General features: G+C 40.0%; 14 protein-coding genes, 1 pseudogene and 1 riboswitch. Of the genes and pseudogenes, 1 reads left to right on the top strand and 14 read right to left on the bottom strand.

The window, feature by feature from the left end; genetic code table 11:
- Positions 1–155 precede the first annotated feature (155 nt).
- The 9 genes and pseudogenes from G7Y32_RS01195 to G7Y32_RS01155 form a co-directional block, all read right to left on the bottom strand.
- Positions 156–2,084 (bottom strand): ABC-F family ATP-binding cassette domain-containing protein, encoded by a 1,929-nt coding sequence (locus G7Y32_RS01195; protein WP_165209497.1) that lies wholly within the window; start codon positions 2,082–2,084, stop codon positions 156–158.
- A gap of 169 nt (positions 2,085–2,253) precedes the next feature.
- On the bottom strand, positions 2,254–2,622 hold the full coding sequence (locus G7Y32_RS01190; RefSeq protein ID WP_165209494.1) for a hypothetical protein: 369 nt from the start codon (positions 2,620–2,622) through the stop codon (positions 2,254–2,256).
- A gap of 8 nt (positions 2,623–2,630) precedes the next feature.
- Positions 2,631–3,347 (bottom strand): matrixin family metalloprotease, encoded by a 717-nt coding sequence (locus tag G7Y32_RS01185; RefSeq protein WP_165209491.1) that lies wholly within the window; start codon positions 3,345–3,347, stop codon positions 2,631–2,633.
- 113 nt (positions 3,348–3,460) lie between these two features.
- The gene (locus G7Y32_RS01180; protein WP_165209488.1) at positions 3,461–4,246 is read right to left on the bottom strand and encodes an alpha/beta hydrolase; all 786 of its coding nucleotides are present in this window, start codon (positions 4,244–4,246) and stop codon (positions 3,461–3,463) included.
- Between the two features lie 109 nt (positions 4,247–4,355).
- Complete coding sequence (locus G7Y32_RS01175; protein ID WP_165209485.1) at positions 4,356–6,017, bottom strand: ribonuclease J; 1,662 nt, start codon at positions 6,015–6,017, stop codon at positions 4,356–4,358.
- A gap of 460 nt (positions 6,018–6,477) precedes the next feature.
- Positions 6,478–7,059 carry a DNA-3-methyladenine glycosylase gene (locus G7Y32_RS01170; protein ID WP_165209482.1) on the bottom strand — a complete coding sequence of 194 codons (582 nt, stop codon included), beginning with the start codon at positions 7,057–7,059 and terminating at the stop codon, positions 6,478–6,480.
- Positions 7,060–7,066: 7 nt separating this feature from the next.
- Positions 7,067–7,564, bottom strand: a pseudogene (locus G7Y32_RS01165) (endonuclease III domain-containing protein); the annotation flags it as partial.
- Positions 7,565–8,274: 710 nt separating this feature from the next.
- Positions 8,275–8,964 carry a YwaF family protein gene (locus tag G7Y32_RS01160; protein WP_165209479.1) on the bottom strand — a complete coding sequence of 230 codons (690 nt, stop codon included), beginning with the start codon at positions 8,962–8,964 and terminating at the stop codon, positions 8,275–8,277.
- 104 nt (positions 8,965–9,068) lie between these two features.
- Positions 9,069–10,433, bottom strand: a complete 1,365-nt coding sequence (locus tag G7Y32_RS01155; RefSeq protein ID WP_165209476.1) for a UDP-N-acetylmuramoyl-tripeptide--D-alanyl-D-alanine ligase — start codon at positions 10,431–10,433, stop codon at positions 9,069–9,071.
- A 179-nt stretch (positions 10,434–10,612) separates the two neighbouring features.
- Positions 10,613–10,702, top strand: a riboswitch (THF riboswitch).
- A 95-nt stretch (positions 10,703–10,797) separates the two neighbouring features.
- Between G7Y32_RS01155 and G7Y32_RS01150 the strand changes: the two genes are divergently transcribed.
- Entirely contained in the window at positions 10,798–11,364 is a 567-nt protein-coding gene (locus G7Y32_RS01150; protein ID WP_165209473.1) for a folate family ECF transporter S component, read from the top strand.
- Between the two features lie 168 nt (positions 11,365–11,532).
- Here the strand turns inward: G7Y32_RS01150 and G7Y32_RS01145 are convergent, their stop codons facing one another.
- From G7Y32_RS01145 to G7Y32_RS01125, 5 genes are read right to left on the bottom strand one after another with little or no spacing between them, the layout of a single operon-like run.
- A complete protein-coding gene (locus G7Y32_RS01145) occupies positions 11,533–12,303 on the bottom strand; it encodes a class II aldolase/adducin family protein (RefSeq protein ID WP_165209470.1) in 771 nt (256 codons plus the stop codon).
- Positions 12,304–12,318: 15 nt separating this feature from the next.
- On the bottom strand, positions 12,319–12,543 hold the full coding sequence (locus G7Y32_RS01140) for a hypothetical protein (RefSeq protein WP_165209467.1): 225 nt from the start codon (positions 12,541–12,543) through the stop codon (positions 12,319–12,321).
- A 23-nt stretch (positions 12,544–12,566) separates the two neighbouring features.
- The gene (locus G7Y32_RS01135) at positions 12,567–13,913 is read right to left on the bottom strand and encodes a PTS galactitol transporter subunit IIC (protein WP_165209464.1); all 1,347 of its coding nucleotides are present in this window, start codon (positions 13,911–13,913) and stop codon (positions 12,567–12,569) included.
- A gap of 40 nt (positions 13,914–13,953) precedes the next feature.
- On the bottom strand, positions 13,954–14,274 hold the full coding sequence (locus G7Y32_RS01130; RefSeq protein WP_165209461.1) for a PTS sugar transporter subunit IIB: 321 nt from the start codon (positions 14,272–14,274) through the stop codon (positions 13,954–13,956).
- 13 nt (positions 14,275–14,287) lie between these two features.
- On the bottom strand, positions 14,288–14,749 hold the full coding sequence (locus G7Y32_RS01125) for a PTS sugar transporter subunit IIA (RefSeq protein WP_165209458.1): 462 nt from the start codon (positions 14,747–14,749) through the stop codon (positions 14,288–14,290).
- Positions 14,750–14,797: the final 48 nt, after the last annotated feature.

The raw sequence follows: 14,797 nt of genomic DNA, 5'->3' as shown, positions 1-14,797 counted from the left end.
CCTATTCTATCCAAAAATTTCACAAACTGCAAAAAAGACGCTCATTGATATCACAATAAAGAAAGGGATTTCAAAACAAAATTGAATATTTTTTCACAAACTAAAAAATTCCCCGTCCAACCGTAAATCTAAGGACGAGGAATCCAAACTTTTTACTAAATTTTTTCTAACTGTTCATTCAATTCTTCCCACTCTGACATAAGATTGTCTTGCTGCTGGGTGAGTTTATCAAGCTCTGCCTGCAAATCCACTAAGTCTTGAGTGTCATTTGTTTGCTCCATTTCCCCTGAAATGGCTGCAACCCTATTATCAATATCTTCTAAGTCATTTTCTACCTGTTCTATACGACGGGTCAGTTTGCGAGCCTCTTTTTGATTAGCTTTTTGAATCTGGTAATCTTGACTTGAGTTACCACCAGACTCAGCTAAAATAGAAATATCTTTGTCAGCTTCTGCTTGAGTTAACTGAACCAAGGCTTCTTCCTCGGCCTTTTTCTCCAGATAGTAGTCATAATCCCCCAGATAAAGTTTAGAACCAGCTTCCGAAATTTCTAACACCTTGGTGGCCACTCGGTTGATAAAATAACGGTCATGACTGACAAAGAGCAGAGTGCCATCAAAATCAATCAAGGCATTTTCTAAAACCTCCTTGCTGTCAATATCCAAGTGGTTGGTTGGCTCATCCAAAATCAAAAAATTGTTATTTTCCATGGAGAGCTTAGCCAGAAGCAATCGAGCCCGCTCCCCACCAGAGAGCATAGCCACAGACTTCTTGACATCATCACCTGAGAAAAGAAAAGCGCCCAAACGGTTGCGGATTTCCACTTCCGCTGTGGTCGAAAAATTATTCCATAGCTCATCAAGAACGGTATTGGTTTGAGTCAGATTAGACTGGGTCTGATCATAATAACCCATTTCGACATTAGCTCCGTAGTGGCCTTGCCCCTTAATAAAAGGGATTTGACCAACAATAGACTTAACTAGAGTAGACTTACCAATACCGTTGGGGCCAACGATAGCAATAGCGTCAAATTTACGAACATCCAAATTAATGGGTTGGGACAAGATCTGATTGTCATAACCGATAGCAGCCTCCGAAACTGTCAGAACAACATTACCAGACGGTTTATCCGCATGGAAGGTCATATTGGCTGACTTCTGCTGGGCTTGAGGCTTATCCAGTCGTTGAATCTTCTCCAACTGCTTACGGCGGGCTTGGGCCCGTTTAGTCGTAGAGGCTCGGACAATATTCCTTTGAACAAAATCTTCTAGCTTAGCAATTTCCTTAGCCTGTTTTTCATAAGCCTTCTCCTGACTGGCCAATTTTTCAGCCTTAGCATCCATAAATGCGGAATAATTCCCCATATAACGATCCAGCGAATGAGGCGTCAAATCGTAGGTTACCGTTGCTACCTTATCCAAGAAATAGCGATCATGGCTGACGATAATCAAGGCCCCCTGATAATTGGCCAAATAATTCTCCAGCCAAGCGATAGTCTCAATATCCAGATGATTGGTCGGCTCATCCAAAACCAAAAGCTCGGGCTTTTCCAAAAGCATCTTAGCTAAAGCCAAACGAGTGTTTTGACCACCAGATAGTTCCGAAATAGGGGTCTGCCAAGTCGTCTCATCAAATTGAAAGCCATTTAAAATTGCTTTAATATCAGCTTCGTAGGTAAAACCGCCTTGAGCTCGAAAGTTCTCAGATAAACGATCATAGTCCTGCATGAGCTTATCCAGCTCTGCACCAGATAGCTCTCCCATTTTCATCTCCATAGTCCGCAGAGTTTTTTCCTGCTGACGCAGATCCTCAAAAACCCGCAGCATGCCATCATAAATAGTATCTTCAGACTCAAAACGGCTATCCTGTGCCAGATAAGATAAGCTGAGGTCTTTCTTCGTATTAATTTCACCCGATGTTGGAGCTTCTTCCTTCACTAAAATCTTCAACAGAGTTGATTTTCCAGCCCCGTTTCGGCCAACCAGAGCAATCCGATCCCTCTCATCAACTTGAATGTTAATATTTTCAAAAAGGACATCTCCTGAAAAGGAGCGTTCAATCTTATTTCCTTGTAAAATAATCATAGAATCATTATAGCAAAAATCAGTCTTCTAGGCACTTTTGCTGACGGTGAGAATCAGAAAAAGAAAGGACTACTTTTCTTACACTGTTAGTAACCCTGCATCTGTTAAACTAGAAAAAATGCAACTCCAGTAGGATAGGAGTTGCAGTCATTGAGTTATTAATCTCATTTTAACCAGGTAGCTGCCCCAGAATACTTTGATGGCGGTAAACTAGATAGACCCCTACACCTACAATCAAGAAGAAGAGCAGAAATTTAACTAAACCCTTGATAAAATGCAGGACGAGAGTCAAGACCATAGACACAATCAGCCAAGTGATAGCCGTATGACCAAAGAAGCCTTGCAGGCCAGCTTGACTATGTTGACTCAAACTAACCAGCCAATTGGGCAAATGAGCCAGATGGTCCCAGCCTAAAGCCAACTTATTTGAAACCGCTGCTCCAGCCAGCCGCAACCAAACAAAGACCCCACTGTTAAAAAGTAACAGAAAGGCTTGTTCAGGATAACGGCCAGCCCAATTTTTTAACACAGAAAACATAAGCACTCCTAGTTCGCATAAAGTTTTTGCAGGGCATCAATGTCAACCGTCTGAATAGAGTAATAAGAACCTGCAGACTGCATCACTGAGGCCTGACCGTCATTATGATCCAGTCCCATAGCATGGCCCAATTCGTGCTCTGCTGTATTGACAATCCTCTCCTGACTGTAACCATAAGCATCATTGAGCAGATAATAAGAATTGAGATAGACATCAGCATGAGTCATACGGTTGGACAGAGATTCTGTAGTTGTCTTAGCTTCACCGGCAGCCTGACTGGAACTATCAGACTGATCGGTCAAAATGATATCAGCCGAGTCCTTATCCGACACAAAATTGAGAGTAAAAGCACCGGTGTCGTTCCAAGCTGCGACAGCTTCTTTATAGGCTGAGACAAAAGTTGAATCTGTTGAATCAAGATAAACTGTCGCCGAGTTGGTCTCCCAACGAGCCCCTTGGTTTTGGTGGTCAGATGCTGCATCAGTTGCCAGATTTTGGAGATTTTGCTTAAAATCAGCCTTAGGTGAAAAATGGCTAGTAACGTTAGTCAAGCCAGTCTGTAAGGTTTGCGCAAATTGAGACTGACTGTGATTCGCATACCAAGCCAAACCAAAAACAATGATGGCAAAGATGGCCAAAGTTCTGATGAAGCCCCAGAAAAAATGCCAAATAAAGCTGAGAGCGGCCCTAGGAATGGCCCATAGAATTTTGAAAAAACTTTTCATAACTATTCTCTCCCTCTTCATTAATCTTTCAAGTGTCCACAAGTATAACAAGCTCAGTTTCAAAACTCAAGTCACAGCCCAGCTGTCACTGTTTTGTTAGAGAAGTGATAAGTTTAAGACAAACGCTCTTCTTCATGGTAATCTAGCGGTAACCAGCGTAAAAAGGCTTCTAGCTGCTTTTCCCAATAGTACCATTCATGCCTACCAGGCGCTGTGCTGTAAGTGATATCCAAACCCAATTTTTTAAAATCGGCAACAGCCTTCTCATTAGCCTGATAAAGAAAATCTTCCTGGCCGCACCAAGCATAGAACTTAGTTTTCATATCATGAGAGGCCACCATATTAGTCAAATAATGTCGGTCAATATCCACAGCAGACAGATGACCAAAAATTCCTTGCCAGTAATCTAGATTCTCATCAACATCATTCTGCAGACTATCCATATCAAGACTGAGGGCACCTGAAAAAGAGCCGGCATAACCAAATTGATTGGTTAAAAGAGCCATCTTATAAGCTCCGTAACCACCCATGGAAAGACCAGCAATATAGGTTTTCTCTCGCTTGGTCGTCATATTGGGAAAAAAGCGATGCATAACCTGAGGAAGCTCCTTGGCAATTGCATCAAAATACTTGAGACCGTAAGCTGTATTAGTGTACCAAGCCAGATCCGTTGAGGGCATAACGACAATCAGATTCGTGTGACGCAGAAGGCGTTCAATATGAGTCCGCTTCTGCCAAGAATTCTGATTTCCCCCCATGCCATGCAAGAGGTAGAGAACGGGAACATCTTTACTGTCTGCTTCTTCTTGAGTCAGTTCAAAACTATCTGGATAAATCACATTGACTTGACGCTCAAAACCAAGAACCTTTGAATGATATTCGATTTGAAAAAATGCCATAATTGACTCCTATAAGAAAGAGGTGAGACCAAGCCTAACCTCTTTTTGTTTTTTATAATTGCGTTCAATAGTTAAGTTTTCCAAAAAGCCGTCAAAACTAAGCAGAGACTTATCGCACTTCCATAATCACTGGTAAAATAGCTGGACGACGTTTGGTTTGATCAAAGAGGAATTTGCCCAGCTCATCACGGACAGAACCCTTAAGCTCACTCCAATCAAAACCATCGGTTGCCAAATAATCTTCTACCGTCTTATTGACCAAATCAGCACTTTCCCGCAAAATATCACGGCTCTTACGCACATAGACAAAACCACGGGTGTGGACTTTTGCTCTGGAAACAATGGTCTTTTTCTTCTTATTGACCGTAATAACTACAATGAAAATACCGTCCTCAGAAAGAATCTTACGATCCCGCAGAACAATATTACCAACATCACCGATGGCATTCCCATCAATCATAACATCGCTGGCAGGCACACCGCCTTCATGCATGAAGCCTTGATCACCTAAAACCATAATATCTCCCCGCTTCATGATGTAGATGTCTTCAGGCAGCATACCGATTTCTTCAGCCAAATCTGCATGGGCTTGTAATTCCCGATATTCCCCTTGAATAGGGAAGAGGTACTTCGGACGTAAAATATTCATCAAAAGCTGTAAATCACGGCCGTTAGCATGACCGGACACGCGCAGATTCTGTGTAATTAACTTAACAGAACCGCCGGCCTTATAGATCATATTTTCCACACGTGCCACAACGGCTTCCTTAGCAACACTAGGGGTGGTAACAATATAAACCAAATCACCATCTTTGATTTCCACATACCGGTGGCGACCAATAGCCATCTTGCGGAGCCCCTCGATTGGTTCCCCCATCCGACCAGCTTCCAAGATAATCAGCTCATGGTCTTCATACTTATGCATGTCCTTAGGCTTCACAATCAGCTTTTCATCAGCAACACTGAGTTTTTTCAAACGAATAGCTGTACGGACAATATTTTCCACATCGAATCCTGTCAGGACAACGCGGCGGCCGTACTCGGCAGCTGCATCAAAGACCTGCTGAATCCGAGATAAGTTGCTGGCAACAGCAGCAACAATAATGCGTCCTTGAACATCCGAAATGACATCATCCATTTCTTCGCCAACTTCTGCTTCACTGGCTACCTGCACCTTGCTGTCGGCATTGGCTGAGTCCGCCAAGAGAGCCAGAACACCTTCGCGACCAATTTCAGCCAAACGGCCGTAGTCAGTCTGATAACCTGGACTAGCTGCTTGATCAAATTTGAAGTCCCCAGTGTAGACAATGTTTCCTTGGTCAGTCCCCAAGACAATTCCCAAACTTTCAGGAATAGAGTGAGTAGTGCTAAAGAAAGAAACAAGCGCATCCTTGAATTCAATTTCCGTCCCAGCATCAACCACATGAAAGTTGTTGAACTTCTTGACCTGAGAATTATTCTTAACCACTAATTTAGCTAATTCAATGGTCAACTCAGAACCAAAGACAGGAACCCGCACATCTTGCAAAAGATAAGGCAGGGCACCGATGGCATCCGCATGCCCATGAGTCAGGAAGACCCCTTGCACGCGTTTCCTATTTTCAACCAAATAATCCATGTTAGGGATGATCACATCAACCCCCAGCTGTTCATTTTCAGGATACTTGAGCCCAGCATCCAAAACAAAAATGGACTCATTAACCTCTGCTAGATAGAGGTTTTTACCATTTTCACGCACCCCACCTAGGGCAATAATTTTAATATCACTCATGGTGATAAACTCCTTTAAAATATTTTATTCTTGCTGATGACCAAACTGTCATCTTATTCTTTACCAACGGTCCTTAACTGATCCAATTTCTATGACTGGCCTAGCTAAGTCGAATTACAGTCCCTTGTATTATAGCATAAATAGAAGCAAACCGTCGGGGGAAGGAGATGGTCAAGTTGGATTCTAGTATAGAAAAACATAATTAAAAACCACAGATTATTCTAATAAAATCCCGTTCACGACTTATTTTAGCCTTTTCGTGACATTTATTGGGTATCAACACAAATAAGATTCTGATGGCCAAATATGAAATACCTCCTATTGGATACAACAGTCCCTCGACATCATTAATTAATCCTTGTAAGCCATGTCCCCTTTGAAAGTGTTATGAAATTACTGATTTCATATACAAGAGATGACAAATTAGGCAACAGATAAAGATACTCTTCCACACAAGCCTTTAATCAATGGGCAACCAAGTATCATTATCCATCAATAGGCCTTTCTTTTTTATCCTCGAAACATGCCTATTGCCTCGGACATAAAAGCAAAGTGGCTCTGTCTTCCAATGATCTGTACAGGTTACACCTATTCTAGCACGGCTATCAATACATACAGGCTTTACACCCTCCTTAAGCGATAAAGCACAATTATCAATAGGTTGACCATCAAAACTCTTAGTAATGTGAGCAAAGCGAGTTAATTTCCCTGGTCCATTGGCAACTGATTGCTCCTCTTTAACTTCTAACGCACGAATCAGTACAGCCTCGGCAATGCCACTTTTCCTGGTGACCAAATTAAGCATGTGATGTCCATACATTTGATACACATACCAATGACCAGCAGAAAGATACATAGATTCATTTTTCTTACTTCGCTTACCACCTGCACTATGAGAGGCACTATCTTTAGCGCCTAGATAAGCCTCTGTTTCTACGATTCTTCCAATCAGTCTATCTTCTAAGTAGAGCTCCATGCCAAGCAAAGCCTTAGCCGTAGCCACAGTATCACTAAACATCAAATGCTCAAAACTATCTTCCATGTCATATCTACCTCAATACCTCAGAGTCATAGTTCCCTTTATAAAAATCACAAAGTGGTCGCAAAGGACATAAAGAACAAATCGGTCGTTTTTTGCAAAAGTTACCTCCCAGCTCATCAATCATCGCATGAAACTGCTGCAATTGATTGACTGATAAGTTTTCTAGATAATAATCACTAACCTGTCCCATATCATGATAACGACGAAATTTTAATCCAAGACAACGTCCAAACACTCTTCTAGCATAGGCATCTGAGATGAATTTTTTACAATCTAGCAAATATAATAAGATAACATCTGCCGTTTCATCTCCAATGCCCTTTACTGACAAAAGCTGCTTTCTAAACCAATCAATATCAATGGCTTTTAGAGCTTCAAAGCCACCACAAGTCTGGATTAAGCCAAACACCTCACGTATGGTTTTACTTTTTTGAACATAAAAACCACTTGGTTTGATTTTTTCTTGAAGCTCTTCTGGCTTTAACGCAAGGAGAGCTTCAACAGAAAAAAATCTTTTAAATTCCTAATTGAATAACGAACATTAGTAAAGTTCGTATTTTGAACTAAAATCATACCAAGTAATTTTTCAGTCTCATTATCACCAGGATACCAGCCTAAGTCATCAAAAGAATTGTCTAATAGCCGAAAGATTTCAAATAAATACTGATCATTTATCATTTTTATTCCATTTCATTATTATAATTGTCTTCCCATTTCCTAGTTAACACATGTCCAAAGGTGATTAAATATACAATAGCCAGTAGAAAAATATAAGTTTTAATACTATATGACGATATAATGATTTAGGAATAGCCATATCTCTCCGTTGAGGTGTTTTTATTAGTCAAGTAACGATGTCTCGAATTCCTAGCTGAAACAAAGGTATTTTTATGAAAACCGAGAAACTCTAGATATTCCAACACAAAAACAAGGCTTTTCTCAGACAAACAGCCTAGGCACTTTTTTGAATTCCGTAAAATCATGCATGTGATTTTCTAGAAATAGTGAACAGGATATCCAAGCAGTTGTGAGGCTTACAAATTATCTAGGCTGAATAAGTCACAAAATCATAAGGTTGCCCTAGACCCGTTAGTATAATATTAGTACCACCTGTCAGACTGAGGCTAAAATCAAGGTCTCGAAGGCTTGAAATGAGGTAATGACTCAGAATAGCATGAAGCCATAATAAGTTGACTTACCAAATAAATCCACTATCTAAATTTTTAAGGAAACTTTTTTAAATCGTCTAAAACCAAGTTCTGTCAAGACCAAAGCCAAACTCAGAATACTTGAAACAACGAGGTAATTGAACCAGACATTGCTATTATCAATAAAAGGAGGTTCTCGCAGAATACCGTAATTTCCTCCAGTCAGATGATTCACTCCAACCAAGAAGAGATCCAGCACAAAAGTATAGACCACAGTACCAGTCAGACTGAGATTATCCCTGTTAAAGTAATTAAGCAGATAGGTTAAGCCATTGGCAAAAAGAGCAAAGTGACCAACCAAGAAAGAAATCCCTGTAATATGCGGAAAAGTATAAGGATCCATGACCGGATAGCCCAAGGCAAAAATTGCCCCGCTAAAGCCCATCAGACCGATGTACTGTTTAAACGACCATCTGTCTGGCAAAAAAACTAGCCCAATCATGGCTAGACGGCAATGGTAGAGAGGCAGACTGTAGTCCAGTGGAATACGATAAACTAAATACCAACCATAGAGTGCTAATAATTGAACCAATTGGATCCCCTTAAAAAGGCGGATATAAACAACACTTTGATGATAGCGATAAGACAACCAAATCAAAAGAACCATTCCCAAGACAATCATACCATACCAGAAGCCCGAAATGATCGGTACGGTTGTTTGCTGAGTTGTAAAAAAATTCTGCCAAAATTCTGTCACAGTATCTATCTCCTCTATCTAAGATACAGAGGGCATCCGTGGGCACAGTTAAAATAAGAGAAACTATCTTTTTAGCTAAGTCCACAGCCCGTGTTCAATTAACGCTATTCTTCCAAAGCCTTGACAACCTTGTCTAAGTCCATAGAGTTCGATCCTTTAAGTAAAATTTGATCGGCCGGCTGCAAGAGAGTCTTAACCTGCTTAACCAAATCCTCAAATTGGTCTTCTTGATCTGTTTTCTTGAAATAATATACCTTGCCAAGTGGGAACATCTGGCTAGCTAATTGAGCCAGCTCGGCAATATCTTCTCCATAGCAAATTAGATAATCCAAATCCTCCGGATTGATGGCCATAATTATATCACTGTGCATCTGAACCGAGTTTTCTCCCAGCTCTTTCATATCAGCTAAGAGAGCAATCTTCTTTCCGCCCTCATTAGCCGGAATGGCTAGGAAGGTTTCTAAGATCAATTTCATGGCTGTCGGATTAGCATTATAAACATCAGCTAAAATGTCAGCCCCATTTCTGGCCTTCTTCCACTCCGTTCGGTTTTTAGTCAGCTTCAAATGCTTCAAGGCTGAAGCAATAACCTCATCTGCTACTCCTTCAAGTTGACCAACATAGGCCGCCAACATAGCATTAGTGGCATTATACTTACCTGTAACAGGCAGTTCAATCAGATCGTCCATAAAGCTGACCGAAAACTGCAGACTGTCCTTCCGTTCTACTAGCTTTGTCAAGAAAATATCTTGATCAGGACCAAAGCGGACTACCTTCTGATCAACAGGTAAGTAATCATTGATAATCTTATCTGCCGGAGCAATCAAGGTTCCATCTGCCGCCATACCATTAACAATCTGCATCTTTCCTTGAGCAATTTTCTCACGGCTGCCAAAAAATTCCAGATGGGCTTCACCGACTAAGGTCACGATGCCAATCTTAGGCTGAGCAATCTTGGACAGCAAGTCAATATCCCCCAAGTGATCCTGCCCCATCTCAAGAACAATTTTCTGAGTATCATCTGGCATGTGAAAAACAGTATAAGGCAAGCCGATTTCATTATTGTAATTGCCTTGAGTCTTGTAGGTCCTATAGGTCGTCGCCAAGACATCATGAATCATGTCCTTGGTCGTCGTTTTACCATTTGAACCTGTCACTGCAATCACATCAACTGCCATCTTTTTCAAATAATATTTGGCTAAGTCCTGAAAGGCAGCTAAAGGATCCTTAACCAAGATGTAGGGGACTTCATCCAGTTCAATACGGGAAAAAGTTGCCACTGCCCCATTTTCAAAGGCTGTCGGAATGAATTCATGACCATCACGAGTCCCCTTGAGGGGTAAAAAGAGGTCGCCAGAAGTAATCTTGCGACTGTCAAATTCAATAGCATGGATGGGAAAATCCTCAAACTGGGAAACATCATTGCGTGCCCCGACTACTTCAGCAATTTCATATAAACTTAATTTCATTAGTATTCCTTATTCTTATAGTATAAAAGTGATTTTCTCTGAAATTATACCACAAAAATCTGACTCAAAATAGGCCATGCCATTGAAAGCGACTAAGAAAAGACGAACAATAATTATGGAATTCTCTGAAAATCTAGGAAAACTCCTGCAAACATGCTAGACTAGAACTGTATTCAAAATACAGAGTAAGTGATTTGCGTTAAGTGTATGTGAATGGGATGTTGTCACATAACGAAGCAAGAGCGCGGTAAATCACTGCATCCGCTGTTTTTAATTAAGGACGCTCAATCCTGATTTTCTCATTTTTAGGACTGGAGCGTCTCCATTTTAAACAGCTCCACTTAATTTAGAATAGGAGCTTTTTATGTTTTCTAAACCCTTTTTTCCAAAATTATCAACCAAACACTTGGTTAGCTTGGCTATGCTCATGGCTCTGTCTATCGTGATGGGAAAACTGTCCATTCCTATCATTCCCCAGCAATTGGTCATCAGCTTGACTTTCATCATCTCAACTATGATCGGTGCTATCGGCGGTCCAGCCTATGGATTTATTATCCTAGCCTTGATTGATCTGATTGATATGATGACAGCTGGAACAGCCAACTTCATTATCTGGTGGACCCTGCTGGAAGCTGTTCAAGGTGCCCTCTACGGCTTCTTTTTCTATAGAAAACCACTAAGCTGGACCTCTAAAAAAGACTGGGCCTATGTCAGCGTAGCAACGCTAATCATTATGGGCATTGGAAGCTTTATTTTTACACCTCTTTTGATCCAAATCTACTACAAAGTGCCTATTGCCGCCCAATTTATCTCAGGCCGCTGGTTAAAAATCTTTGAAATTCCAATCCGTGTCATTCTAACTATGCTAGTGATGACCCAGCTGCAAAAGTTAAGAGACTGGCGACAATTAATTAATATTAATCCAAAATAACCGTTATAAAATCTCGATTTTTAATAAATTTCTCTGTCCAGTAAACAGTTTCATTAGAAAAGCACCCTAACCGTGCAATTATTTTGGTTAGGGTGCTTTTCACTTTTAAATTTTTATTCTTTAGTGTCTATTTTAAGAAAAGTATAGCACTCTGGCAGTTCCTTATGATTAATCCCCATTTTTATTTTGGACAGTCACAGTATTATATAAAGCTTTACCAGCCTTAACATCTTCCCATGTTCCGATTTTAACACCTTCTGAATAGTAACCATCTAAAATACCTTCGTGTTGTAAAATGGTCTGCTCATAGGCTACTTTAGAATTCCACTCTGTGATATCAACATCTGCTAGAGATTTATGTAGAGCCGTAATTGGATCCATATCCTTTCCACCAGATGTGAATAAGGTCCCGTGAGAATTCAATAAGAAACCATTTCGTAAAGCTTTATCGCCAATTTTTTTAATTTCTTCAGCAACATATTCTGCTAGTTCTTCAGAACACATAGGGTGCCAGTCCAATGTTCGGATTTCTTTTAATTTTTGAGTTGCTTCTGTCAAGTTTGGCATACTTAGCCCAATAGTAGCCCAAAACATCGACTGATCAGCATGTGAATGGAATACGCATTTAATATCTGGATTAACATCATAAATTGCTTCATGCATATTAATTTCGCGCGTCACCTTACCATTACCTGAAAGGACCTTTCGCGTATGTGGTTCAATGACCAAAATTTGATCAGCCGTTAAATGGCCCAAATAAGCTTCCGACATCATTGTTGGAGTCATTACGTAATAGTCGTTCCCTTCTTCATCTGTCACACGAATACTAATATTTCCGCCAACAATATTGGTATCACGACGATCCATAACTGTTTTAACAACTTTTGCTAAATCTTCACGTTCATATTCAAATGGAATACGACCTGCTGGATATCTCATAACTAATCGACCTTTCTATTTTCCTTTAGATTCATGTATTACTTTACTTCTTTCCAGTACAATCTTTTTCTTTTCCAAATAGTTAGGGAACAAAATAGACGTTCCCTCTTTATTTACTAGTAGACCCAATACAATCACAAAAATATTTAACCAATATAATTTTGTGTAAATAGCTACTATAAATAGTAAAAATGCCAGAAAACTTAGGAAAGTCCAAAATGCTTTAGATCTTACAGTCATACTCAGTCCCTTCTAAAAATTTACTAGTCTTTGTATTTATTTGTTGGAATTGGATTTTTCTTAAATCCCCTGTATAAAATATAGAACAAAGCTAACAGTGCCACAAAACCAACAATTGCCATAACATTGCCGCGACCAGCCCAGCCTGCTAAGAAGCGGAAATCTGGTGCTTCGATAGAACTCCATGAAACTTCTGATCCCTTAGGAACATTGATAGCACCAGTACTCTTGGCTAATTTTGTAAAGATGCCTGCAAAATAAGTTGATCCATATAAAAACAGCGGTTCATAGATAATACCTAGGACAAGCATTCTCAATAGATTGCCACCTGTCAACAAAAGACCACCTACACCTAGGCAATAGTTAATGACACCAGCAAGAGGCAAGATCTCATTGCCTGGCAACACCGCAGAAAACAGAATAGATACAGGAATCAAAAGTACCATCGTTACCCAAAGTTCTGTACTTTGACCAACAATTGGCCAGTCTAAACCAATAACAAACTCACGACCTTTTACATGTCTCTTCATGAAGTCGCTCATTGTGGTACCAAATGGCGTCAACGCATCCATGAAGAATTTAGCCATTACTGGAAAGATTGCCATTACAGCACCAGTTGTGACTGCAAGATTCAATGAATTAGCAATCCCGTATTGTCCAATCAGTCCTAGAAGCAAGCCAATAATTGCCCCCATCACAACAGGCTCACTCAAAATTCCAATTTTACGTTTTAAGGCATCGGCATCCCATTTTTTATTAAACACTGGGATATAATCCATCAATTTATTGACAGGACTCATAATAACAGCAGTAAATGTCTCTATGTGTGTTACAGTTACACCCTCGTAACCTAACATATCTTTAATTTCATCTGCCCACATATCTCCCAATTTCAGAGCGATAATGACCTGAATACCAGCAACAATAAAGCCCCAAACAAGATTACCAGAGAATTGATATACAATGTAACCAGTCAGAGCAACTCCCCATACATTCCACATATCTGCATTCAATGTTTTGGTCATTTTACTAAGCAGCATAACTAAGTTAATCCCAAGTTCAACCGCAAAGAATGTAAATGCAAGTGGCCAAGCCCAAGTAATTGCTGAAGCTCCTGTCCATCCAAAGTCAACAACTGGCAAGTTAATCCCTGTGTTTTTCGCCAAGGCTTTCGCTGCTGGACTAACTGCTGCAGTTAACTGATTAATAGCTAAGCTCATCCCAATAAAACCAGTCCCTAGATAAAGACCTGACAGCAGAGCTTTAGAAGGTTTCATTCCGAAGATTAAACCCAGAATAGCAATAAAGATGGGAATAAGAACAGTAGATCCAACTCCCAATATTGCTTGAACAATATCATTCCAGTTCATAATAAATTCCCCCTGAGAATTCTATAAATTTTAATTATACTTACTTATATTTTTCAACGACTTCTTTAATACGTTCGTTTGCCCCATCTTGTCCCATACCTGTCAGCCATGGCAAGCCGACCATTCCAACAACATCATGTTCATCAAGTACTTCTTGAAGTTCTTTATTCGCTGGGGCAATGCCGATATATATGATGATACTTGGATCGCTTTCAATAGTTGATTTAGCTGTTTCAATAGGTTTAGGAGCTGCCTTAGCATATCCATCTAGTCCTACTGAAGTCAGATATTCATTCACTTTATTCGTTACTTGGGGGCTTGTAGCGACACCCGAACCACAACACACCAGAATTGTTTTCATAATAGTACTCCTTTTATTCTTCAAAATTGCTGACAACCAAATCGTACATTTCTTCTTTGGTTGTAACGTTTTTAAATTTATTCACAAATTCACTATCTTGAAACGCTGCTATCATATTTGCTAATAATTGTGGCTGCTTCGACCCATCTTTGATTCCTAAAAACAGGAAATCTCTGGAAGACATTTCAGCTGCATCGCCCATTTGCCTAATCTCTAAGACGCCGTTGTTCCTTGCAATGTAGATAAATGGCTCTTTGATATACTTACTATCTACATGTGGGAATGCAACAGATATCTCAGGAAATTGTAATCCTGTCGGATATGATAACTCTCGCTTCTCTAAACCAGCAATGTATCCTAATTCTGCAACACCTTTTTCTATAACTCTCATTCCTATTAAGTCGAACAGCTGTGCCTCATCGGATACAATAACATCCAAGTCAATCAAATCTTCTTTGAACATTTCACTAATCATGGTAATCTCTCCTCCCTTGAATGATATCGCTTACATCTTTAATTATAA

The organism is Streptococcus tangpeifui, assembly GCF_011038795.1.
Lineage (GTDB): Bacteria > Bacillota > Bacilli > Lactobacillales > Streptococcaceae > Streptococcus > Streptococcus tangpeifui.
This window is presented reverse-complemented; position numbering and strand designations above follow the sequence as displayed.

Coding starts and splice junctions, on each gene's coding strand:
- G7Y32_RS01135 (WP_165209464.1), bottom strand. CDS start 13,913: ATGAACTGGAATGATATTGTTCAAGCAATATTGGGAGTTGGATCTACT.
- G7Y32_RS01175 (WP_165209485.1), bottom strand. CDS start 6,017: ATGAGTGATATTAAAATTATTGCCCTAGGTGGGGTGCGTGAAAATGGT.
- G7Y32_RS01180 (WP_165209488.1), bottom strand. CDS start 4,246: ATGGCATTTTTTCAAATCGAATATCATTCAAAGGTTCTTGGTTTTGAG.
- G7Y32_RS01130 (WP_165209461.1), bottom strand. CDS start 14,274: ATGAAAACAATTCTGGTGTGTTGTGGTTCGGGTGTCGCTACAAGCCCC.
- G7Y32_RS01170 (WP_165209482.1), bottom strand. CDS start 7,059: ATGGAAGATAGTTTTGAGCATTTGATGTTTAGTGATACTGTGGCTACG.
- G7Y32_RS01125 (WP_165209458.1), bottom strand. CDS start 14,749: ATGATTAGTGAAATGTTCAAAGAAGATTTGATTGACTTGGATGTTATT.
- G7Y32_RS01145 (WP_165209470.1), bottom strand. CDS start 12,303: ATGAGATATCCAGCAGGTCGTATTCCATTTGAATATGAACGTGAAGAT.
- G7Y32_RS01185 (WP_165209491.1), bottom strand. CDS start 3,347: ATGAAAAGTTTTTTCAAAATTCTATGGGCCATTCCTAGGGCCGCTCTC.
- G7Y32_RS01150 (WP_165209473.1), top strand. CDS start 10,798: ATGTTTTCTAAACCCTTTTTTCCAAAATTATCAACCAAACACTTGGTT.
- G7Y32_RS01190 (WP_165209494.1), bottom strand. CDS start 2,622: ATGTTTTCTGTGTTAAAAAATTGGGCTGGCCGTTATCCTGAACAAGCC.
- G7Y32_RS01195 (WP_165209497.1), bottom strand. CDS start 2,084: ATGATTATTTTACAAGGAAATAAGATTGAACGCTCCTTTTCAGGAGAT.
- G7Y32_RS01140 (WP_165209467.1), bottom strand. CDS start 12,543: ATGACTGTAAGATCTAAAGCATTTTGGACTTTCCTAAGTTTTCTGGCA.
- G7Y32_RS01155 (WP_165209476.1), bottom strand. CDS start 10,433: ATGAAATTAAGTTTATATGAAATTGCTGAAGTAGTCGGGGCACGCAAT.